The sequence below is a fragment of the Luteimonas sp. Soil_N_1 genome, from assembly GCF_057656255.1.
Window position 1 is genome coordinate 250,543 of record NZ_JBDGKS010000002.1, and the last position, 19,880, is coordinate 270,422.

At 67.7% G+C, this 19,880-nt stretch carries 22 protein-coding genes, 1 tRNA gene and 1 pseudogene; 8 read left to right on the top strand and 16 right to left on the bottom strand.

The window, feature by feature from the left end:
* Positions 1–5: 5 nt before the first annotated feature.
* The 5 genes from AC3A4E_RS14875 to rplM all read right to left on the bottom strand — a co-directional run bounded on the left by AC3A4E_RS14875 (position 6) and on the right by rplM (position 3,014).
* On the bottom strand, positions 6–998 hold the full coding sequence (locus tag AC3A4E_RS14875; RefSeq protein WP_487632270.1) for a fumarylacetoacetate hydrolase family protein: 993 nt from the start codon (positions 996–998) through the stop codon (positions 6–8).
* Between the two features lie 63 nt (positions 999–1,061).
* The gene (locus tag AC3A4E_RS14880) at positions 1,062–1,796 is read right to left on the bottom strand and encodes a 2OG-Fe dioxygenase family protein (RefSeq protein ID WP_487632271.1); all 735 of its coding nucleotides are present in this window, start codon (positions 1,794–1,796) and stop codon (positions 1,062–1,064) included.
* A gap of 229 nt (positions 1,797–2,025) precedes the next feature.
* A tRNA-Gln gene (locus tag AC3A4E_RS14885) sits at positions 2,026–2,100 on the bottom strand.
* 89 nt (positions 2,101–2,189) lie between these two features.
* Positions 2,190–2,582, bottom strand: coding sequence for a 30S ribosomal protein S9 (rpsI, locus tag AC3A4E_RS14890; RefSeq protein ID WP_487632272.1), 393 nt, complete (start codon positions 2,580–2,582; stop codon positions 2,190–2,192).
* 3 nt (positions 2,583–2,585) lie between these two features.
* A complete protein-coding gene (rplM, locus tag AC3A4E_RS14895; protein WP_487632273.1) occupies positions 2,586–3,014 on the bottom strand; it encodes a 50S ribosomal protein L13 in 429 nt (142 codons plus the stop codon).
* Positions 3,015–3,236: 222 nt separating this feature from the next.
* On the opposite strand from rplM, the gene coq7 reads away from it, so the two are divergent.
* Positions 3,237–3,884, top strand: a complete 648-nt coding sequence (coq7, locus tag AC3A4E_RS14900; RefSeq protein WP_487632274.1) for a 2-polyprenyl-3-methyl-6-methoxy-1,4-benzoquinone monooxygenase — start codon at positions 3,237–3,239, stop codon at positions 3,882–3,884.
* Positions 3,885–3,989: 105 nt separating this feature from the next.
* On the opposite strand, the gene speD is transcribed toward coq7, so the two are convergent.
* Positions 3,990–4,781, bottom strand: coding sequence for an adenosylmethionine decarboxylase (gene speD / locus AC3A4E_RS14905; protein WP_159677746.1), 792 nt, complete (start codon positions 4,779–4,781; stop codon positions 3,990–3,992).
* 191 nt (positions 4,782–4,972) lie between these two features.
* On the opposite strand from speD, the gene crp reads away from it, so the two are divergent.
* The 3 genes from crp (at position 4,973) to AC3A4E_RS14920 (ending at position 6,917) form a co-directional block, all read left to right on the top strand.
* On the top strand, positions 4,973–5,608 hold the full coding sequence (gene crp / locus AC3A4E_RS14910) for a cAMP-activated global transcriptional regulator CRP (protein WP_487632431.1): 636 nt from the start codon (positions 4,973–4,975) through the stop codon (positions 5,606–5,608).
* A 10-nt stretch (positions 5,609–5,618) separates the two neighbouring features.
* Positions 5,619–6,092 (top strand): GNAT family N-acetyltransferase, encoded by a 474-nt coding sequence (locus AC3A4E_RS14915; protein ID WP_487632275.1) that lies wholly within the window; start codon positions 5,619–5,621, stop codon positions 6,090–6,092.
* 75 nt (positions 6,093–6,167) lie between these two features.
* A complete protein-coding gene (locus AC3A4E_RS14920) occupies positions 6,168–6,917 on the top strand; it encodes a sulfite exporter TauE/SafE family protein (protein WP_487632276.1) in 750 nt (249 codons plus the stop codon).
* A 6-nt stretch (positions 6,918–6,923) separates the two neighbouring features.
* Here AC3A4E_RS14920 and AC3A4E_RS14925 read toward each other — a convergent pair whose 3' ends face one another.
* The 8 genes and pseudogenes from AC3A4E_RS14925 to rpe form a co-directional block, all read right to left on the bottom strand.
* A complete protein-coding gene (locus AC3A4E_RS14925) occupies positions 6,924–7,652 on the bottom strand; it encodes a haloacid dehalogenase-like hydrolase (protein WP_487632432.1) in 729 nt (242 codons plus the stop codon).
* Positions 7,653–7,793: 141 nt separating this feature from the next.
* Positions 7,794–8,576 (bottom strand): annotated as a pseudogene (gene trpC / locus AC3A4E_RS14930) (indole-3-glycerol phosphate synthase TrpC); the annotation flags it as partial.
* 94 nt (positions 8,577–8,670) lie between these two features.
* A complete protein-coding gene (trpD, locus tag AC3A4E_RS14935) occupies positions 8,671–9,702 on the bottom strand; it encodes an anthranilate phosphoribosyltransferase (protein ID WP_487632277.1) in 1,032 nt (343 codons plus the stop codon).
* Between the two features lie 96 nt (positions 9,703–9,798).
* The gene (locus AC3A4E_RS14940; protein WP_487632278.1) at positions 9,799–10,377 is read right to left on the bottom strand and encodes an anthranilate synthase component II; all 579 of its coding nucleotides are present in this window, start codon (positions 10,375–10,377) and stop codon (positions 9,799–9,801) included.
* A 49-nt stretch (positions 10,378–10,426) separates the two neighbouring features.
* Positions 10,427–11,911 (bottom strand): anthranilate synthase component I, encoded by a 1,485-nt coding sequence (trpE, locus tag AC3A4E_RS14945; RefSeq protein ID WP_487632279.1) that lies wholly within the window; start codon positions 11,909–11,911, stop codon positions 10,427–10,429.
* Positions 11,912–12,058: 147 nt separating this feature from the next.
* The gene (yegS, locus tag AC3A4E_RS14950) at positions 12,059–13,006 is read right to left on the bottom strand and encodes a lipid kinase YegS (RefSeq protein ID WP_487632280.1); all 948 of its coding nucleotides are present in this window, start codon (positions 13,004–13,006) and stop codon (positions 12,059–12,061) included.
* Positions 13,007–13,217: 211 nt separating this feature from the next.
* Positions 13,218–13,703: a ribonuclease E activity regulator RraA gene (rraA, locus tag AC3A4E_RS14955; RefSeq protein ID WP_487632281.1), complete on the bottom strand. Its 486-nt coding sequence runs from the start codon at positions 13,701–13,703 to the stop codon at positions 13,218–13,220.
* Entirely contained in the window at positions 13,700–14,383 is a 684-nt protein-coding gene (gene rpe, locus AC3A4E_RS14960) for a ribulose-phosphate 3-epimerase (protein ID WP_487632282.1), read from the bottom strand. Before rpe ends, rraA begins: the two co-directional genes overlap by 4 nt.
* 272 nt (positions 14,384–14,655) lie before the next feature.
* On the opposite strand from rpe, the gene AC3A4E_RS14965 reads away from it, so the two are divergent.
* Positions 14,656–15,501 (top strand): outer membrane protein, encoded by an 846-nt coding sequence (locus AC3A4E_RS14965; RefSeq protein ID WP_487632283.1) that lies wholly within the window; start codon positions 14,656–14,658, stop codon positions 15,499–15,501.
* Positions 15,502–15,730: 229 nt separating this feature from the next.
* On the opposite strand, the gene AC3A4E_RS14970 is transcribed toward AC3A4E_RS14965, so the two are convergent.
* Positions 15,731–16,072 carry a J domain-containing protein gene (locus tag AC3A4E_RS14970; protein ID WP_487632284.1) on the bottom strand — a complete coding sequence of 114 codons (342 nt, stop codon included), beginning with the start codon at positions 16,070–16,072 and terminating at the stop codon, positions 15,731–15,733.
* A gap of 111 nt (positions 16,073–16,183) precedes the next feature.
* On the opposite strand from AC3A4E_RS14970, the gene AC3A4E_RS14975 reads away from it, so the two are divergent.
* From AC3A4E_RS14975 to AC3A4E_RS14985, 3 genes are all read left to right on the top strand, one after another.
* Positions 16,184–17,080 (top strand): phosphoribosylaminoimidazolesuccinocarboxamide synthase, encoded by an 897-nt coding sequence (locus AC3A4E_RS14975; protein WP_487632285.1) that lies wholly within the window; start codon positions 16,184–16,186, stop codon positions 17,078–17,080.
* A 357-nt stretch (positions 17,081–17,437) separates the two neighbouring features.
* Complete coding sequence (locus AC3A4E_RS14980) at positions 17,438–17,920, top strand: Mpo1 family 2-hydroxy fatty acid dioxygenase (RefSeq protein ID WP_487632286.1); 483 nt, start codon at positions 17,438–17,440, stop codon at positions 17,918–17,920.
* 45 nt (positions 17,921–17,965) lie between these two features.
* On the top strand, positions 17,966–18,859 hold the full coding sequence (locus tag AC3A4E_RS14985) for a DMT family transporter (RefSeq protein ID WP_232137988.1): 894 nt from the start codon (positions 17,966–17,968) through the stop codon (positions 18,857–18,859).
* A gap of 25 nt (positions 18,860–18,884) precedes the next feature.
* Here AC3A4E_RS14985 and AC3A4E_RS14990 read toward each other — a convergent pair whose 3' ends face one another.
* On the bottom strand, positions 18,885–19,781 hold the full coding sequence (locus tag AC3A4E_RS14990) for an SDR family oxidoreductase (protein WP_487632287.1): 897 nt from the start codon (positions 19,779–19,781) through the stop codon (positions 18,885–18,887).
* Between the last annotated feature and the right edge of the window lie 99 nt (positions 19,782–19,880).

Sequence of the window (19,880 nt, forward strand, 5' to 3'; positions counted from 1 at the left end):
CGGCATTACTCCGGCAACGCCTGACGCTCGATCACCTGCTCGATCGCACCGAAGATGCTGGTGCCGGCGGCATCGAGCATCTCGATCCGCACCGTATCGCCGAACGTCATGAACGGCGTTTTCGGCGCGCCCTGCTCCAGCGTCTCGACCGTGCGCTTTTCAGCGAAACACGAGGCGCCCTTCGACGTGTCCTCGTTCGCGATCGTGCCCGATCCGACGATCGTGCCGGCGGTCAGCGGCCGCGTCTTCGCCGCATGTGCAACGAGCTGCGCGAAGTCGAACTGCATGTCGACGCCGGCCTCGGGCGCACCGAACCACTCGCCGTTGATGTGGGTGAGCAGGGGCAGGTGCAGCTTGTTGTCACGCCAGGCATCGCCCAGTTCGTCGGGCGTCACGAACACCGGGCTCAACGCCGAGCGCGGCTTGGACTGCAGGAAGCCGAAGCCCTTCGCAAGTTCACCCGGAATCAGACCCCGCAGCGAAACATCGTTGACCAGGCCGACGAGCTGGATGTGGCCGGCGGCCTGCGCCGCGTTCGACCCCATCGGCACATCGTCGGTGACCACGACGATTTCCGCTTCCAGATCGATCCCGTAGTCCTCGCTCGTCACCTTTACCGTGTCGCGCGGGCCGTAGAAGCCGGCGCCGGTTGCCTGGTACATCAGCGGATCGGTGTAGAAGCTCTCGGGCACCTCTGCACCGCGCGCGCGACGCACGCGCGCGACGTGCGGCAGATACGCGCTGCCATCGACGAACTCGTACGCGCGCGGCAGCGGCGCAGCCATACGCGCGACGTCGAGGTCGAACACGCCATCGGCATCGCCGGCGTTGAGCGACTCGTACAGCGCGTTGAGGCGCGGCGCGGCACTGGACCAGTCGTCGAGCGCCTGCTGCAGCGTCGCGGCGACGCCGGTGGCGCGCACGGCGCAGGTGAGGTCGCGCGAGACGACGATCAGGGTGCCGTCGCGGCCGCCCTCCTTCAAAGAACCCAGCTTCATGGCAACTCCGGTTGGCGTCGGCTATCTGTTGCGATTGTAACCAATCACGCGTCCGCGGCGGGGTCAGTCGTCGCCCTGGAATGCGCCGGCACGGTAGGTCAGCACGAGGGTATCGCGGTGACCGCTGTCGCCGACAGGCTGGATCGGCGTCGATTCGTGGATCACGCGGTGGTCGTCGAGCAGCAGCACTGCCCACGGTTCGGTCAGCGTGAAGCGCTGGCCGGCCGGGCCGTCGGCCTCGAACACGCGCGTTTCCCCGCCCTTGATACCGCTGCGGCCGACCAGCAGCACGGCCACGAAATCAACACCATCGCGGTGTGCGCCTTCGGGGGTGGGCCGGCCGATGCCGTCGGTGGTGTCGATGCGGAACTGGTGCGCTTCGACATGCCAGTCGCCGTCGTCGCGCACCTGCGCGAACACGCGACCGAGTCCGGCGACGAGCTGCGTCCATGCGGGATCGGCGGCGAGTGCCGGCGCCAGCGGTTCGAACCAGCGATGCATGCCACCGTGCAGTGCGTTGTAGTCCTCGGACTGCCAGTGCGCGCGATGCGCGACCTGCGCGAGCGTGTCGCCGTGCTGCACGAAGCAGCCGTGCCGACGCCGGCGATAACGGCCGCCATCCTTGAGATAGGCATCGGGCGGCAGATCTTCCCAACCCGCGCGCCACGCCTCCAGGTCATCGATGCGCACGCCGCACAGCGCGGCGAGCGTCGACGGTGCGAGCACCGCGCAGCCATGCGTGCGCAAGGCGTCGACGACGGTATCGGGAGCGGTATACGGCGGCGGAAATGCGTTCATCGCGGAATTCTAGAGCCGCATCGATGCGCGCGCATCGTGTCGTCATGCGCAGGCGTGGAATGCAGTCGTCTCGCGAACGGCATGCCGTGAATGCAATCGACATGCGTGAGCACACACAACAGCGCCGGACGCGAAATTCGCTACTCCGACGCCACGATCCGCAACGTGATCGCCACGGACGACGCCCACAAAAAAGCCCGCCTTTCGGCGGGCTTTTTCGTTTTCGATGTGGCAGCCCCGGAAGGATTCGAACCTCCGAATGCCTGAGTCAGAGTCAGGTGCCTTACCGCTTGGCGACGGGGCTATGAACATATTGTAACGCCGAAACCGCAGTGTTCCGCAAGCTTCGGCAGCACCGGATCCACGCATTTGCGCGGACCCGGCACAGCGCGATCAGCGCTTCGAGAACTGCGTAGCGCGACGTGCCTTGTGCAGGCCGACCTTCTTGCGCTCGACTTCGCGTGCGTCACGGGTCACGAAGCCCGCCTTGCGCAGCTCGGTCTTCAGCGTCTCGTCGTACTCGACCAGTGCACGGGCGATGCCCAGACGGATCGCACCGGCCTGGCCGGTGGTGCCGCCGCCGCTGGCGGTGACGAAGATGTCGAACGTCTCGGTATTCTGGGTCAGCTCGAGCGGCTGGCGCACGATCATGCGCGCGGTCTCGCGGCCGAAGAACTCGTCGAGCGGACGGTCGTTGACGGTGATCGTGCCGCTGCCCTTGCGCAGGAACACGCGGGCGACGGAGGACTTGCGACGGCCGGTGCCGTAATTCTGGGTAATTGCCATGACTTAGAGTTCCAGGGGCTGCGGCTGCTGTGCGGCGTGCGGGTGCTCGACACCCTTGTAGACCTTGAGCTTGCGGTACATGGCGCGGCCGAGGGTGTTCTTCGGCAGCATGCCCTTGACGGCAATCTCGATCACGCGCTCCGGGTGGCGCTCAAGCGCCTGGCCCAGGGTCTCGGTCTTGAGGTTGCCGATGTAGCCCGTGAAACGGTGGTACAGCTTGTCCGTCATCTTCTTTCCGGTCACGGCGATCTTCTCGGCATTGACCACGATGATGTAGTCGCCGGTGTCGACGTGCGGGGTGTAGACGGGCTTGTGCTTGCCGCGCAGACGGTGGGCAATTTCCGCGCTCAGGCGGCCCAGGGTCTTGCCGGAAGCATCGACGAGATACCAGTCGCGCTGGACGGTCTCGTTCTTGGCAATGAAGGTCTTCATGGAAATACTCGTTGGGTGACTGGTCGGGCTGGTTGCGCCGGTAGCGGCGGAACGTCGCCTCGCGTTGTAGAGCGTGCAACACAGAAGCGGAATGATAGCCCCTGGTCCGTCGTGAGGCAAGGCGCCGACCCGGCGTGCCTTCCGGCGCTGGCGCGTCCCGGAACGAGGGCCGAGAATGATACGCGACGCAGCCGCCCGCCGCGCTGCAGGAATTCCGCGACGATGCCCACCCCCCGACTCCGCCTCAATCCCGTCGACCAGCTGCTGGTCGAGACCCAGCGCGCGCTCGACACGGTCTTCGGCAACCCGCCCGCGACTCGGCCCAATCCGGCGGTCGAGACCCCGGACGTGGTCCTCAACGACGCCGAACGCCGCCACGCCGCGGGCCTGATGCGGATCAACCATGTCGGCGAGATCTGCGCCCAGGGGCTGTACTTCGGCCAGGCGGCGGTGGCCCGCGAGCCGGACACGCGGGCGCACCTGCTCGATGCCGCGCAGGAAGAGACCGATCACCTGGCCTGGTGCGCGCAGCGGCTGCGCGAGCTCGACAGCCGCCCCAGCCTGTTCAACCCGCTGTGGTACGGCGGCAGTTACGCACTCGGCGTCGTGGCCGGTCTGCGTGGCGACGGCTGGAACCTGGGGTTCGTCGTGGAGACTGAGCGCCAGGTCGAGGCGCATCTCGACGAACACCTGCAGACGTTGCCCGAAGCCGACCAGCGCAGCCGCGACATCCTCAAGCAGATGAAGGAAGACGAAGCGCGCCACGCCGAACACGCCGAGCAGGCCGGCGCGCGCGTGCTGCCATGGCCGGTGCCGTCGCTGATGGCGACCGCGTCGAGCCTGATGAAGGCGGTGGCGTACCGGCTGTAGAGCCGTGAGGGCGTCAGGACGGAATACGTGAGGGTGTGAGGGCTCACGTAAACGGAAAAGGCCCCGCAATGCGGGGCCTTTTCGTTGACCTGCGACGCGCGCCGGTCAGTCGACCAGATTGCGGCCGTGATAGAGCTCTTCGATCTCGCGGCGCAGACGCGCCTCGATCTTCATGCGCTCCTTGAACGAGAGATTGCGGGCCTTCTCTTCGAACAGGTACTGGTCCAGATCGAACTCCTTCAGGTGCATCTTCGTGTGGAAGATGTTTTCCTGATAGACGTTCACATCGAGCGCGTCGTAGCGCGACTTGATGTTCTTGGCCAGGTAGTCCTGGATCGAATTGATCTTGTGGTCGATGTAGTGCTTCTTGCCCTTCACGTCACGGGTGAAACCGCGCACGCGGTAGTCCATGACCACGATGTCGGACTCGAGGCTTTCGATCAGGTAGTTCAACGCCTTCAGCGGCGAGATCACACCGCAGGTCGCGACGTCGATGTCGGCGCGGAAGGTCGCGATGCCGTTGTCCGGATGGGTTTCCGGATACGTGTGCACCGTGATGTGCGACTTGTCGAGGTGGGCGACCACCGCATCGGAGATCACACCCTTGGCCTGCGACTTGTCGATCACCGGCTCCTCGGAAATGAGGATCGTCACCGACGCGCCCTGCGGCTCGTAGTCCTGGCGTGCGACGTTGAGGATGTTGGCGCCGATGATCTCGGCCACATCGGTCAGGATCTGGGTCAGCCTGTCGGCGTTGTACACCTCGTCGATGTACGCGATATAGCGCTGACGCTCGTCTTCCGACGCGGCATAGCAGACGTCATAGATGTTGAACGACAGGGCCTTGGTCAGGTTGTTGAAACCCTGGAGCTTCAGGCGCGGGAGCGGTTTGACCACAGCGGTCGACCCTCGGGGGTTGGGCGAAACCGCGATTATGCGGCAAACCGCATGCACGCCGCGACCTTCGGACCGCGCTCGTTTGCCCCGGGCAGACAGACGGCCTACTCTGCGGCATATCCCCCGATCCGATAACGATGACCCCGACGCCTGTGGCCCTGATCAATCCCCATATCCGACCACCGCACCCGATGGCGCCGACACCGGCGGCCATCGAGCGCTTCCTGGCGCACTGCCATCGTCGTCGTTACCCGCCGCGCAGCGAGGTGTTCCGTCCCGGAGATCCCGCAGGCACGCTCTATTACGTGGTCAGCGGCTCGGTCAGCATCATCACCGAGGAAGAGGACGGCCGCGAGCTGATCCTCGGGTACTTCGGCCCGGGTGAACTGGTCGGGGAAATGGGGCTGTTCATCGAGTCGGACGTGCGCGAGGTGATCCTGCGCACCCGCACCCAGTGCGATCTGGCCGAGATCAGCTACGAGCGCCTGTACCAGCTGTTCGATGGCGTGCTGGCCAACGACGCGACGTCGATCATGTATGCGATCGGCGCACAGCTCTCGCGGCGCCTGCTCGACACGAGCCGCAAGGCGGGACGGCTGGCATTCCTCGACGTCACCGACCGCATCGTCCGCACGCTGCACGACCTGACACGCGAGCCGGAAGCGATGACCCATCCGCAGGGCACCCAGCTGCGGATCTCCCGGCAGGAACTGGCGCGTCTCGTCGGCTGCTCACGCGAGATGGCCGGACGCGTACTCAAGAAGCTGCAGCTGGACGGCAAGCTGACCGCGCGGGGCAAGACCATCGTGCTGTTCGGAACCCGCTAGGACTGTCCGCATGAGCCTCGGTCATTTCGGCCCGCGCGGCGACCTGCCCGACGCCGATCTGCGCAGCGCGTCGGTGATCGATGCCGACGACGTGGCCGCACTGCTGTCGGAAATGGGCTATCCCTGCACCGAGAGCGAAGCGCGCGAGCGCATCCGGCTGATCACTGCCAACGACCGGCAGGCCCTGGTGGTCGCACGCAGCGGCGGCCGGGTCTGTGGGCTGATCGCCCTGGACTTCATGTACTACCTGCCGCTCGGCTCGACGACCTGCCGCATCACCGCGCTCGTGGTGACCAGCGACTCGCAGGGCAAGGGCCTGGGTCGTGAACTGCTCAAGGAAGCCGATCGCCGTGCCCGCTTCGCCGGCGCCGCGCGACTGGAACTGGTCAGCGGCTCGCAGCGCGCCGATGCGCACGCGTTCTACAAGGCCTGCGGCTTCTCCGACGGCACCCTGCGATTCATCAAGCGGCTCGGCGACGCCTGACCCGCGCGCCGCCGGCGGCCACACGCCCCGGTCACGCATCCACTGCAGACTGTGCGGGCCTTCGGAGCCTGCCGCATGGAATTCGGTGACCAGTTCCTGTTCTTCGTGCTGGTCGGACTGGCCGCGCAACTGATCGACGGTGCGCTGGGCATGGCCTTCGGTCTGGTGTCGTCCTCGGTCCTGCTCGGCATGGGCGTGCCGCCGGCCGCGGTGAGCGCCAGCGTGCATACCGCCGAGGTGTTCACCACCGGCGCATCGGGCGCCTCGCATCTGGCGATGCGCAACGTCGACAGGCGGCTGTTCCTGCGGCTCGCCCTGCCCGGCATGGTCGGTGGCGCGATCGGCGCCTACGTGTTGACGCAGTTGCCCGGCGATGTGATCCGGCCCTTCATCTACGCCTACCTGCTGATCCTGTCGATCCTGATCCTGCTGCGCGCGGCCGGCCGGCTGCTGCCGAAAAAGGAAGTGCGGCGGGTGTCATTGCTGGGCTTCTTCGCCGGCCTGCTCGATGCCACCGGCGGTGGCGGCTGGGGTCCGGTGGCCACGTCCACCCTGCTCGCCCGCGGCGGCACGGCGCGCACCACGATCGGCACCGTCAACGCGGCCGAATTCCTGGTCACCGTGTCGATCTCGGTGACGTTCTTTCTGACCATGGGCCTGCAGCATCTCGACGTGATCGTCGGCCTGCTGGTCGGCGGCATGATCGCCGCGCCGCTGGCGGCACTGTTCGTCAGGCATGTCCGCGAGCGCTGGGTGCTGCTCGCGGTCGGCACGCTGGTGATGGCGATCAGCCTCTACCAGATCGGCCGATCGCTGCTGGACTGAGACGGATCAGGACGCCAGGGCGGCGACCGGATCACCGGCGCGGTCCGCGCAGCCCCAGTTGAGCACCGGCGTCCCCGGCGGCAGCACACGGCGGAACATGTCGATGTTGCCCGCCTTCGGGTTGACCACCACCGGTGCCTTCGCCGCCTTGAGCAGTGGCAGGTCGGCCGAGGAATCAGAGTAGGCGATGTCGATCGCGACGTAGCCGCGCTCGCGCAGCATGCGCATCTTCTCTTCCGCGTGGCAGTGCCGGGTCGCGGTGACCGCGCCGAATTTCGGCCCGACCGCGGTGCCGATCACCGGCACCGTCTCGTGCGCGACGAATGCGAGGATCGCGCGTGCGAGTTCCGGTGGTGCGCCGGTGGCGATCACCACGTTGTCGCCGGCTTCAAGATGCGCGTGCAGCACGTCGAGCGCGATCGGCAGCAGCTTCGGGCGGATGGTGTCGGCGTTCTGCGCCACATAGCGGTCGATCATGCGGTCCAGCAGGCCACGGCTGTGCATGCCGACCGTGCCGATCCAGACGAAGCCGGAGATGCCGTAACGGCGTGTCGGCAGCCAGGCGATCATCGGCCCGAGCACCGGCGCGGCGATCAGTGCCAGCGCCGTGCGCCAGATGCTGCGGGTGATCAGCCAGCGGAACAGGTGCGTGCCCGAGTCGCCGTCATACAGCGTGTGGTCGAAATCGAAGACCACGGTGCGCACCGTCTCATCGGCGGTGGTGTCCTTGAGCAGCTGCGCGACCACCGGCTGGCCGGCGTCGGCCCGCGGCGCTTCGACGACAGCGACTGCAGGCGTGGTCGCCGCCGCAATCGCAATCGCCGACAGGTCGGCGCGCGGCACCGCGTCGACGGGCGCGCTGGCACCCGGCATCGCGAACATCGTCCGCAGCGCCTGGCCCGGATCGGGCTCACGCATGAAGGCCTCGCCCACGAGGAACGCGTCGATGCCGGCCTCGCGCATGCGCCGCACATCGGCGACCGTGTGGATGCCGCTCTCGGTCACCAGGCGGCGGTCACGCGGCACCGCGCCCTGCAGCGACAGCGTGGTGTCGAGCGAGACCTCGAACGAGCGCAGGCTGCGGTTGTTGATGCCCAGCAGCGGCGCCGGCACCTGCAGGGCGCGCTCGAGCTCGTCGATGTCGTGCACCTCGACCAGCACGTCAAGATCGATCGACATCGCCAGATCCGCCAGCTCCACCAGTTGCCGGTCGTCGAGTGCGGCCGCGATCAGCAGCACGCAGTCCGCGCCGAGCGCGCGCGCCTCGTGCACCTGCCACGGATCGACGATGAAATCCTTGCGCAGCACCGGCAGCGTGCAGGCCGCCCGCGCCTGCACGAGATACGCATCGTCGCCCTGGAAGAAATCGATGTCGGTCAGCACCGACAGGCATGCCGCACCACCGGCCGCGTAGCTGCGGGCGATCTCGGCCGGACGGAAATCCGGGCGGATCACACCCTTGGACGGGCTGGCCTTCTTGATCTCGGCGATCACCGCAGCCCGGCCCGAGGCGATCTTCGCCTCGATGGCGGCGGCGAAACCGCGCACCGGCGGCGCGGCAGCGGCCCGCGCGACGATCTCGGCCAGCGGCACCGCCGCGCGACGCGCGGCGACTTCTTCATGTTTGCGCGCCAGGATGCGCTGCAGGACGTCGTTCAAGATCGGCACCGGGGGCCAGCGCAACACGCGCCGGTCAGAAGGGCCGCCCACGATACCGCAGGCGGTGCCGCAGCTGCCGCAGCCGGACCGCCACTCACTCCGCGCGGGTGGCTGCGACGAAGTCGTGCAGCCGCGCCAGCGCACTGCCGTCGGCAACCGCCGCGCGCGCGCGACGTACGCCATCGGCGATCGTATCCGCCACGCCTGCCACATACAGCGCCGCGCCCGCGTTGAGGCAGACGATGTCCTGGGCGAGTCCGGCGGTGCCGTCGAGCGCCTGGCGCACCAGTGCCTTCGATTGGTCGGCGTTCTCCACGCGCAGGTTGCGGCTGGCCGCCATGGCGATGCCGAAGTCCTCGGGGTGGATCTCGTACTCGCGCACCTCGCCGTCTCGCAGCTCGCCGACCAGCGTGCCGGCGCCCAGCGAAATCTCGTCCATGCCGTCGCGGCCCCAGACCACCAGCGCGCGCTCCGCGCCGAGCTCGCGCAGCACGCGCACCTGGATGCCGACGAGATCGGGATGGAACACGCCCATCAGGATGTTCGGCGCACCGGCGGGATTGGTCAGCGGACCGAGAATGTTGAAGATCGTGCGCACGCCCATTTCGCGACGCACCGGCGCGACCGCCTGCATCGCCGGGTGATGCACCGGCGCGAACATGAAACCGATGCCGGTCGCCGCGATGCAGCGCGCGACGTCGTCGGGCTGCAGATCGATGCGCGCGCCGAGCGCTTCGAGCACGTCGGCGCTGCCGGATTTCGACGACACGCTGCGGTTGCCGTGCTTGGCCACCTTCGCGCCGGCCGCGGCGACGACGAACATGCTCGCCGTCGAGATGTTGAACGTGTGCGCGCCATCACCGCCGGTGCCGACGATGTCGACCAGATGCGCGCGATCCGCATCGGCGACCGGCACCGGCAGCGCGAACTCGCGCATCACCTGCGCCGCACCGGCGATCTCGTCGACGGTTTCCTTTTTGACCCGCAGACCGGACAGGATCGCCGCCGTCATCAGCGGCGACACTTCGCCGCGCATGATCTGGCGCATCAGTTCGACCATCTCGTCGCGGAAGATCTCGCGGTGCTCGATGGTGCGTTGCAGGGCTTCGTGGGGCGTGATCGGCATGACAGTGAACTCGTGATTCGGCGACTGGACTCCAGCCGGTGACGCGGCGCGTGTCGCGACTGCCGCACCGGGGTTACCCGGTCCGGCAGCGCACGATCAGCGATCGAGAAAGTTCTTCAACAGCGCATGCCCATGCTCGGTCAGGATCGACTCGGGATGGAACTGCACGCCTTCGACAGGATGGCTGCGATGACGCAGCCCCATGATCTCCTCGACACTGCCGTCCGCGTTTTCGGTCCACGCGGTGACTTCGAGACAGTCCGGCAACGACGACTGCTCCACGACCAGCGAGTGGTAGCGCGTCGCTTCGTAGCCGTCCGGCAGACCTGCGAACACGCCCCGGCCTTCGTGGCGGATCGCAGACGTCTTGCCGTGCATGATCCGCTGCGCGCGGATCACCTTGCCGCCATAGGCCTGACCGATGCCCTGATGCCCGAGGCACACGCCGAGGATCGGCGTCGTCGCGCCAAGACGCTCGATGATCTCCAGCGACACGCCCGCTTCGTTCGGTGTGCATGGGCCGGGCGAAATCACGATGCGCTCGGGCGCGAGTTTCGCGATCGCATCGACCGTCAAGGCGTCGTTGCGCTCCACCCGTACCTCGGCACCCAGCGTCTGCAGGTACTGCACGAGGTTCCAGGTGAAGCTGTCGTAATTGTCGATCATCAACAGCATCGTGCGGTTCCGGCGGATCGGGCGTTGAAGGAAGAATCGGCGCGCTGTATCACAGTCCCTTCGCCGCCTGCGCGACCGCGCGGAACAATGCGCGACCCTTGTTCATGGTCTCGGCCCATTCCATTTCCGGATCCGAGTCGTAGACGATGCCGGCGCCGGCCTGCACGTAGAGGCGGCCGTCCTGGATCACCGCGGTGCGGATCGCGATCGCGGTGTCGGCGTCGCCGTGCCAGCCGATGTAACCGACCGCGCCCGAGTACACATTGCGCTTGACCGGTTCGAGGCTGCGGATGATCTCCAGCGCGCGTACTTTCGGCGCGCCGCTGACGGTGCCGGCCGGGAACGTCGCGCGCAGCACGTCGGCATAGCTCAACCCGTCCTTCAGGCGGCCGGTGACTTCGCTGACGATGTGCATGACGTGGCTGTAGCGTTCGATGACGAAGCGCTCGCCGACCTCGACCGTGCCCGCGCTCGACACATGGCCGACATCGTTGCGGCCCAGGTCGATCAGCATCAGATGCTCGGCGCGCTCCTTGGGATCGGCCAGCAGTTCGGCCTCCAGCGCCTGGTCCTGCGCCGGCGTCTCGCCACGCGGACGCGTGCCGGCGATCGGGCGCACGGTGACTTCGCCGTTCTTGAGACGCACCAGGATTTCCGGCGACGAACCCACGACCTGGGTGCCGCCGACATCGAGGAAATACATGTAGGGCGACGGATTCAGCGCGCGCAGCGCGCGATAGACGTCGACCGGTCGCGCCTGGAACGGCACCGACATGCGCTGCGACAGCACGACCTGAAAGGCGTCGCCAGCGGCGATGAATTCCTTGGTCTTCGCGACGGCCTCGATGAAGCCCTCGCGGGTGAAGCCGGACACGAAATCGGACTCGTCGAGCGCGGCCGGCTGCAGCGTTTCCGGATACCCGGCGCCGCCCTGACGCAGGCGATGCGTCAGCGCATCGAGACGGCGGTTCGCGCGCAGCCAGGCCTGCGGTTCACGCGTGTCGGCGTGAACCACGAGATACAGGCGGCCCTTGAGATTGTCGAACACCGCGACCTCGGTGCTCAGCATCAGCAGGATGTCGGGCGTACCGAGCTCGTCGCGCACGTCGGCACTTTGGCCGCTGCGCAGACGCGGTTCGATGTACTCGATGCATTCGAAGCCGAACCAGCCGACCAGACCGCCGGTGAAACCCGGCAAGCCTTCGATCTGCGGCACCGAATGCGCGGTGCGCAGGCGCTCGACTTCGGCGAACGGATCTTCGACCTCGCGCGTCTCGATCACCTCGCCGTGCTCGCGCACCGTCAGCGTGTGGCCATGGAACGCATACACGCGTTCGGCGGGCAGACCGATGATCGAATAGCGGCCGAAGCGTTCGCCGCCTTCCACCGATTCGAACAGATAGGTATGCGGGCCGTCGGCGAGTTTGAGGTAGACCGAGAGCGGCGTATCGAGATCGCTCAGGACCTCGCGGACCACCGGTACGTGGGTGTGGCCTTCAGCGGCGTAGTGCTGGAACTCGGTGTGCGTGATCACGCGGCATTTCCTGGACAGTCGGACGAACGGGGGCAACGGAGGCAGTACGCCACCATCGCCAGCCGGCGTCGAGCAAACGGAAATGCGGGAGGGCAGACGCGTGCATGGCAGCTACTGTAGCGGCTCGGCCGCGAACGCGCGACAGCCTCAGACGGTCGGGTGCGGCGACGCGACGAGCAGCGGACAGTCTTTCGGCAGGTGCAGCCGCAGGCGTCCGGGCTGGCAGGTGATCGCGAAGCGCCGCGCGCGCGCGGGCTCGCCGTCGAGGTTGAGCACCAGGGGCGTATCGGACTCGACGACCAGCTCGGTCAGCTGCGTGCGCACGGCCACCTGGTCGAGCGCGGCAACCTTGCCCTCGGTCAGCGCGGTGCGCAGCGTGTTGACGAGTTCGCCTTCGAGCTCCGGGACGATGGTGACGTCGATCAGGCCATCGTCGATGCAGGCATCCGGGCAGAGCGCCTGCCCGCCACCGGCCTGGCGACCGTTGCCGATGCCCAGCGCGATGAAGCCGCCCGCCCAGGCGAAATCCGGACCGGTGATGCGCGCTTCCAGCGGTTCGATGCGGCCGATGCGCGACAGTCCGGTGATGAAATACGCCAGGCCGCCGAGCACCTTCTTCAGGCCGGCATGTGTTTCCACGGTCACCTGCGTGCCGAAGCCGCCGGACCCGAGGTTCGCGCACCAGTGCACGCCGTCATCGGTCTCGATGCGCAGCACGTCGATCGGCACGGCCGGCCGGTCGAGCGCCAGGGCCAGTGCGTCTTCCGGCAGCACGGGCACTTCGGCGGCCGTCGCGAAATCGTTGGCGGTGCCGAGTGGCAGCAACGCCAGCGACGGCAGCGCATCGGCATCAGCGGACTGCGCGGCCAGCACCGAGACCACGGCGTTGAGAGTGCCGTCGCCACCGGCGGCGATGATCGTGTCGACCGGTTCGGCCAGCGCCTCGGCGGCATAACGTTCGGCATCGCCGGCCTCCCAGGTCACCCGGACGTCGACATGGACGCCGCGCGCGCGGACGGCGGCGACTGCCGTGCGCACGGCCTCGTCACCCGCGGATTTGCCATTGAGGATCAGGCGCCAGTGCGGTGCGGGCATGCGGAGATGTCGTGCGGGGGCGGGAGTGGCGCGGAGCGTAGCCGATGCCGGGGCCGCCACCGTTAACCGGCCCTCACGCCCGCTGTCATCACCCCGTCATGGATGACCCGGAGCATGGAAGTCCATAGCAGGGACGACTGGCGGAGGCAGGATCAGCCTCCAAATTTCCGGAGGCCGCATCGCAGGATGCGGCCTTCTTTCTGTGCGCTGCTCAGGCCAGCGCTCGATCCGCCAGCACCACGCCATCCGCGTCGGCGGCCAGCCAGTCGCCGGGCCGGATCGTCACGCCGCCGAAGGTCACCGGGACATCGCGCACGCCCTGCCCGCGCTTCTCGGTCTTCAGCGGCACCGTGCCCAGCGCCTTGACGCCAAGATCCAGCTGGCCGATCGCGATGCTGTCGCGGATCGCGCCATGTACCACGACACCCGCCCAGCCGTTGGCGACCGCCTGTTCGGCCAGCAGGTCGCCGAGCATCGAGCGGCGCGTCGAGCCGCCGCCGTCGATCACCAGCACGCGGCCCGCGCCGGCTTCCGCCACTGCATCGCGCACGCGCGAGTTGTCCTCCAGCGCGAGCACCGTGCTGACGATGCCGGCGAAGGCGACACGCCCGCCGAAATCGCGCAGCGGCAGATCGAGCACGCGCACCGCATCGGGGTGTGCGTCGCAGAGGTCGCAGGTGACGACGTCCGCGCTCACGCGCGCAGCGAAGTCGCGCGTGCGATTTCGGCGCGCATCGCGTCGACCACGGCGCGGTAGTCCGGCTTGCCGAAGATCGCCGAGCCGGCGACGAAGGTGTCGGCGCCTGCCGCGGCGATCTCGCCGATGTTGTCGGGCTTCACCCCGCCGTCGATCTCGAGCCGGATCGGCTTACCGAGTGCGTCGATGCGCGCGCGCACCTGGCGCAGCTTGCCGAGCGTCGACGGAATGAAGGCCTGGCCGCCGAAGCCGGGATTGACCGACATCAGCAGCACCATGTCGAGATCCTCGAGCACGTAGTCCAGCACTTCGATCGGCGTCGCCGGATTGAGCACGAGGCCCGCCTGGCAGCCTTCGGCCTTGATCAGCTGGATCGTGCGGTGCACGTGGCGGCTGGCTTCGGGATGGAAGCTGATCAGCGACGCGCCGGCCTTGGCGAAGTCGGGGACGATGCGATCCACCGGCTCGACCATCAGATGCACGTCGATCGGCGCGGTCACGCCGTGCTTGCGCAGGGCTTCGCAGATCATCGGGCCGATCGTCAGGTTCGGCACGTAATGGTTGTCCATCACGTCGAAGTGCACCCAGTCCGTACCGGCGGCGAGCACGTTGTCGACCTCCTCACCGAGGCGGGCGAAATTCGCGGACAGGATCGAGGGTGCGATAACGGCGGGCTGCATATGCGGTTCCAGGTCTGGGGCGGACAACGGCCTGCAGGCCGCAGCGCACCATTCTAATGCGCCGGTGCAGCCGCAGCCCGGCAGCTCATGCTCTGCATCCAGTCGTCCGCCTGAATCCGTGACGCCCATTCATTCATTTTTTCGACACGTCCATGCATCCCCCATCACGCATGCCTGCGTATCTCTCTCGCGCGGCCGCATCCCCGGCGACCGTGCCCCGCACCGCGCCGACGCAGTTCGGCCGGCAAAAACAAGAATGGAGAGCTACCCCAATGAAGATGATCCACGCCGCATCCGCCAGCATCGCCCTGCTCGCCGCCAGCACCGGCGCTGCATTTGCCCAGTCCACCGACGACACCTGGACCGGCGGTTACGTCGGCCTGTACGGCGGTGTGGTGGACAGCCCCGAAGACAGCAGCACCGACCGCTTCATCTTCGACACCAATCTCGACCGCGTGTACGGCGACACGGTGCGCACCGCCGCTGGCGCCGACGCGTTCTCGCCCGGCTCCTGCAATGGCGCCGCCCAGGGCTCGACGCCTGCTGCAGGCTGCACCAAGAACCGTGGCGGTGCCGATTACGGCGTGCGCGGCGGTTACGACTGGCAGATGGGCAGCTGGGTGTTCGGTGTCGTCGGCGAATACGGCGCGAACGACGTCCGTGACGCCGTGAGCTCGTTCAGCACCACGCCGGCCTACTACACGATGTTCCGCAAGGTCGATCGCATCGCAGCCCTGCGCCTGCGTTCGGGCTGGGCCTTCGGCGCCGACTCGGCGAACCTGATCTACCTGACGGGTGGTATGGCGCATGCCAAGCTCGACAACGAGTTCACCACCAGCAACGCCGCCAACTCGTTCACCACCAATGGCGACACCACCGGCTTCGGCTGGCAGGCCGGTGTTGGCTACGAGCGCAAGCTGGGCGACAACGTGTCGGTCGGTCTGGAATACCTGTTCACGAGCCTGGAAGCCGACGACCAGCGCGTGCGCACCGGTCCGGGCACCGCGCCTGCGACCAACCCCTTCCTGATCGTCAACCGTGCCGGTACCGACATGCGCCGCAGCGACAAGGACTTCGAGTACGGCGCCGCCCGCGCCACGGTCAACTGGCGCTTCTGATCCAGCCAGCGTGATCGCGTGGCCAGAAGCCGGCGCAAGCCGGCTTCTGCTTGTGCGGGTATCGGTGGATGAAGCGACCCCGTCATTCCGGCATCGACCGTCCGGGCAGCGTCCGGAGATCGGCCGCGGACGACGCAATGGCGGAGATCATGCGCGGGACACGCGGACCCGGCGTGCAAGTGTTTCACGGACATTGTCTGCTCCGGACGTCACGCATCCGGCAGCAGCGTCAGCGGCGCGTCTTGCGACCGTCGCGGCCCCGACGCAACCGGTCGTAGGCAGCATTGAGTTCGGCGGCGCGGGCCTCGGCCTGGGCGCGCAGTTCGGGTGCGGCGCCGGCGACGCGATCCGGGTGGTACTGCGAGATCAGCCTGCGATACGCCTGGTCGATCTCTTCGCGTGTCGCCTCCGGCCCCAGACCGAACACCTTGTGGTCCTTGTAACGCCGCGGCGCGAGCCAGCCGGCATCGAAGGCGTGGCCGATGATCGCGCCGATCACGCCGCCGGCCGGGTGGCGCAGCAGCAGCCATCCGGCGATGAAGCCCAGCAATTTTCCATACCAGCGTTGCATGTCCGACAGTGTAGCCGGCCGTCGTGATGCCGGTGGTCGCGACTCACTGCAAGGCGCTGCGGTTCGCACTACACTTGCCGGCCGCTCGCGATCCACCCGGAAATGTCAACCGTGTCGACGACTCTTCTCGAAGCGAACCTCCCCGGCCTCCACCTGCGTCACCGCGGCAAGGTCCGCGACGTGTTCGACCTCGGCGACGAGCGTCTGCTGATCGTCGCGACCGATCGCCTGAGCGCGTTCGACGTGGTGCTACCCGATCCGATTCCCGGCAAGGGCGAGATGCTCTGCCAGATCAGCAATTTCTGGTTCGAACAGACCGCCGCGCTGATGCCCAATCACCTGACCGGCATCGATGTCGCCAGCGTGTTGCCCGCAGGCGTCGACCCGGCGCTGTACGCCAAGCGCGCGGTGGTGACGAAGAAGCTCAAGCCGGTGCCGGTCGAGGCAATCGCGCGCGGCTATCTGATCGGCAGCGGCTGGAAGGATTACCAGCGCACGGGTCGCGTCAGCGGCATCGCTCTGCCCGACGGCCTGCGCCAGGCCGAACGCCTGCCCCAGCCGATCTTCACCCCGTCGACCAAGGCCGCCGTCGGCGACCACGACGAGAACATCGATTTCGACACAATGGTCCGCATCATCGGCGCCGATCTCGCCGAACAGGTGCGCGAGGCCACGCTGCGGCTGTACACGTTCGCCGCCGCGTATGCCGCCGAGCGCGGCATCATCCTGGCCGACACCAAGTTCGAGTTCGGCACCGATGCCGACGGTCGTCTCTACGTCATGGACGAAGTGCTGACCCCGGATTCCTCGCGCTACTGGCCGGCCGATGCGTACGAAGTGGGCACCAGCCCGCCGAGCTACGACAAGCAGATCGTGCGCGACTATCTGGAAACCACCGACTGGGACAAGACCGCGCCCGGCCCGACGCTGCCGGCCGAAGTCATCGAGCGCACCCGCGCCCGGTACGCCGAAGCGCTGCAGAAGCTGGCGGATATTTCGATCGACTGACGGAGCGCCTCGCCTCTGTGTGATTTCGTTCCTCCTACGGACGGCCGAAGAAGGACGGACGGTCGCAAAGAAAGTCGGCGGCTCGCCCGTCATTCGGCGGCTCGCCTATTCGCTCGGCGTGCGGAAGACAGACATGCGGCGATACCACGCGTTTGATCTTTCTGTGCAATAACGTGTCCGCACAGCCTGCAGACCCGTAGGGCGCCGCCCATTGATGCCCCGCCCTTCGGGTCTGTGGGGCCCGCCGACTTGTCATTGCCGCAACACAGCAGCGGCAAGTGCAAAAGTGGAGGGAGCATCACGAGCACCGCCGGGCGTATGCTCCTCTCGCACCTGCACACGCCCGGGAGAGCGCCGATGCACGCAACCACAGACCGCCCCATCGACCGCTGGTTCGCCAGTTATTCGGCCGACCATCGCGACGACACCAACCAGTGGATCCACGTGTTCGCCGTGCCGGCGATCCTGTGGAGCGTGATCGCGCTGCTGTGGTGCATTCCCACCGGCACATTTTTCAAGCCGGGGTTGTGGGCGGGCCTGGCGATGTTCGGGGCGTGGATGTTCTATTACCGCGCCTCGCGTGCCATCGGTCTGGGCATGCTGCTGGTGTTCGTGGCGATGTCGGCGCTGACCTGGTGGCTGCAGCGCGATTTCGGCACGCCGTTCCTCTTCTGGCTGGCGCTGGGCGTGTTCGCGGTCGCGTGGGTCGCACAGTTCGTCGGCCACAGCAAACTGTTCGAAGGCCGCAAGCCGAGCTTCTTCACCGACCTGCGCTATCTGCTGGTCGGCCCGGCCTGGGTGCTGTCCAAGCTCTACCGGCGCCTGCATCTGACGTACTGAGGCGCCGCACGTGCGATCCTGTCGCGCCACGCTGGTGCATCGCCCGTGTCGCCCCGCGATCTCGTTCTGGTTCTCGTCGTCTGTATCGCCTGGGCGCTGAACTTCCTCGTCTCGGCCAATGCGCTGCGCGAGATTCCCCCGTTTCTCTTCACCGCGGTGCGCTTCGCAATGCTGGCGCTGCCGCTGGTGTGGCTGCTGCGTCCGCCCGCGCCCGGCCAATGGCCACGCCTGATTGCGGTGTGCCTGTGTATCGGCGTGGCGCATTTCGGCCTGAGTTTTCTCGCGCTGCGGCTGTCGACCGATCTGTCGTCGCCGGCGATCGTCATGCAGAGCTACATCCCGATGACCGCCCTGCTGGCCTGGGCGGTGCTGGGCGAGCGGTTCGCCTGGCGCACGGGTCTGGCGATCGGCGTGAGCTTCTGCGGCGTGCTGGTGCTGGGCTTCGATCCGGTGGTGCTGGCCAACCCGGCCGCGCTGCTGACCATGCTGGCATCGGCTGCGATGCTCGCGATCGGCACGGTGCTGATGAAGCGCCTGCGCAATGTCGACATGTGGAACATGCAGGGCTGGACCGCGGTCTTCAGCGTGCTGCCGCTGCTGGCGATCAGCCTGGTGTTCGAGCCCGGCGGTTTCGACCAGCTCGGCAACGCCGGCTTCGCCGGCTGGGGCGGCGCGGTCTACGCGGCGTTCGTGTCCTCGCTGCTCGGCCACGGCCTGTACTACGTGCTGATGCAGCGCTACCCGGTCGCGATGGTCACGCCGTGGCTGCTGCTGGTACCGGTGATGGCGATCGGTCTGGGCGTCGCGTTCTGGGGCGACCGGCCGGGCCCGCGGCTGTGGATCGGTGGCGCGATGGTGCTCGGCGGCGTGCTGGTGATCGCACTGCGCGCGTTGCAGAAGTCGCGCAAGCTGGTCGAGGAACCGATGGCAGGGCCGTGATCCGATCCGGACGCGACGGCGCGCGTCAGTCGACGCCGAACATTGCAGGCTCCGGGCGGAACTCGCGCGGCGCATAGCCGAACGCCGCCTGCGCAGGCGCGGCATCGAACACCAGATCTTCGCGCATGCGCGTCACCGCACCCGGCGGCAGGCCCTGCAGGCGACCGGCGCGGTGCGCCGCCCACAGCGCCGCATCGAACAGCGGACCCGGCAGCACCAGCAGGCGCGGCGCGGGCTGCAGGCAGGCCAGCGTGCGCGCGACCATCGTGCGGTAGTCGAGGGTCTCCCCGCCCGGCAACGCGAAGGCATGGCCGTACGCCGCGGGCGCATCGACCACGGCCTGCGCCGCCGCCGCGAGATCCTCGACGTGTACCGGCTGACGCCTGCCGCGCGCATCGGCCGGCAACACGAACACGCCGCTACGCCGCGCCAACGCGACGATCAGACTGAGGTTGCGATCGCGTCCGCTGCCGTAGACCAGCGTCGGCCGCAGCAGGGTCGCTGCAGCGTCACGCGCCTGCGCCGCCGCGAACACGCGCTCCCCCGACGTGCGCAGGCGCATCGCCAGTTCGCGCTCGCCCGGATCGCTGGCCGCCTGCTTGGTCGCGTCGCTGGTCGAGCCGAAGGCGACGACGCGCGGACATTCGATCGAGGCCTCGGCGTACCACAGCGAGAACTGGTCCAGCGGGCCGCAGCTGAAGATCGCATCGACCCGCGCCGGCAAGGTGTCCGGCATCGCGGCGAAGTGTCCGACGTGCCAGCGCAGCTGCGCTCCAGCGGGACGCGGCGTGCGTGACAGTGCGTCGAGTGTCCAGCCCGCTTCGAGCAGACGCTCCGTCAACGCGGCACCGATCGCGCCGCTGGCACCGAAGACCAGGGCATGGCGTGCAGGGGATGACGTGGCGGCGGTACTCGAGCGCATGGGACATAGCATATCGAGCCGCGACGACGCACCGTGCACGGGGTTCGGTTAAACTGGTCGGCCCTTGCGCGACCCGTCGTCCACCTGGTCGACCCGCCT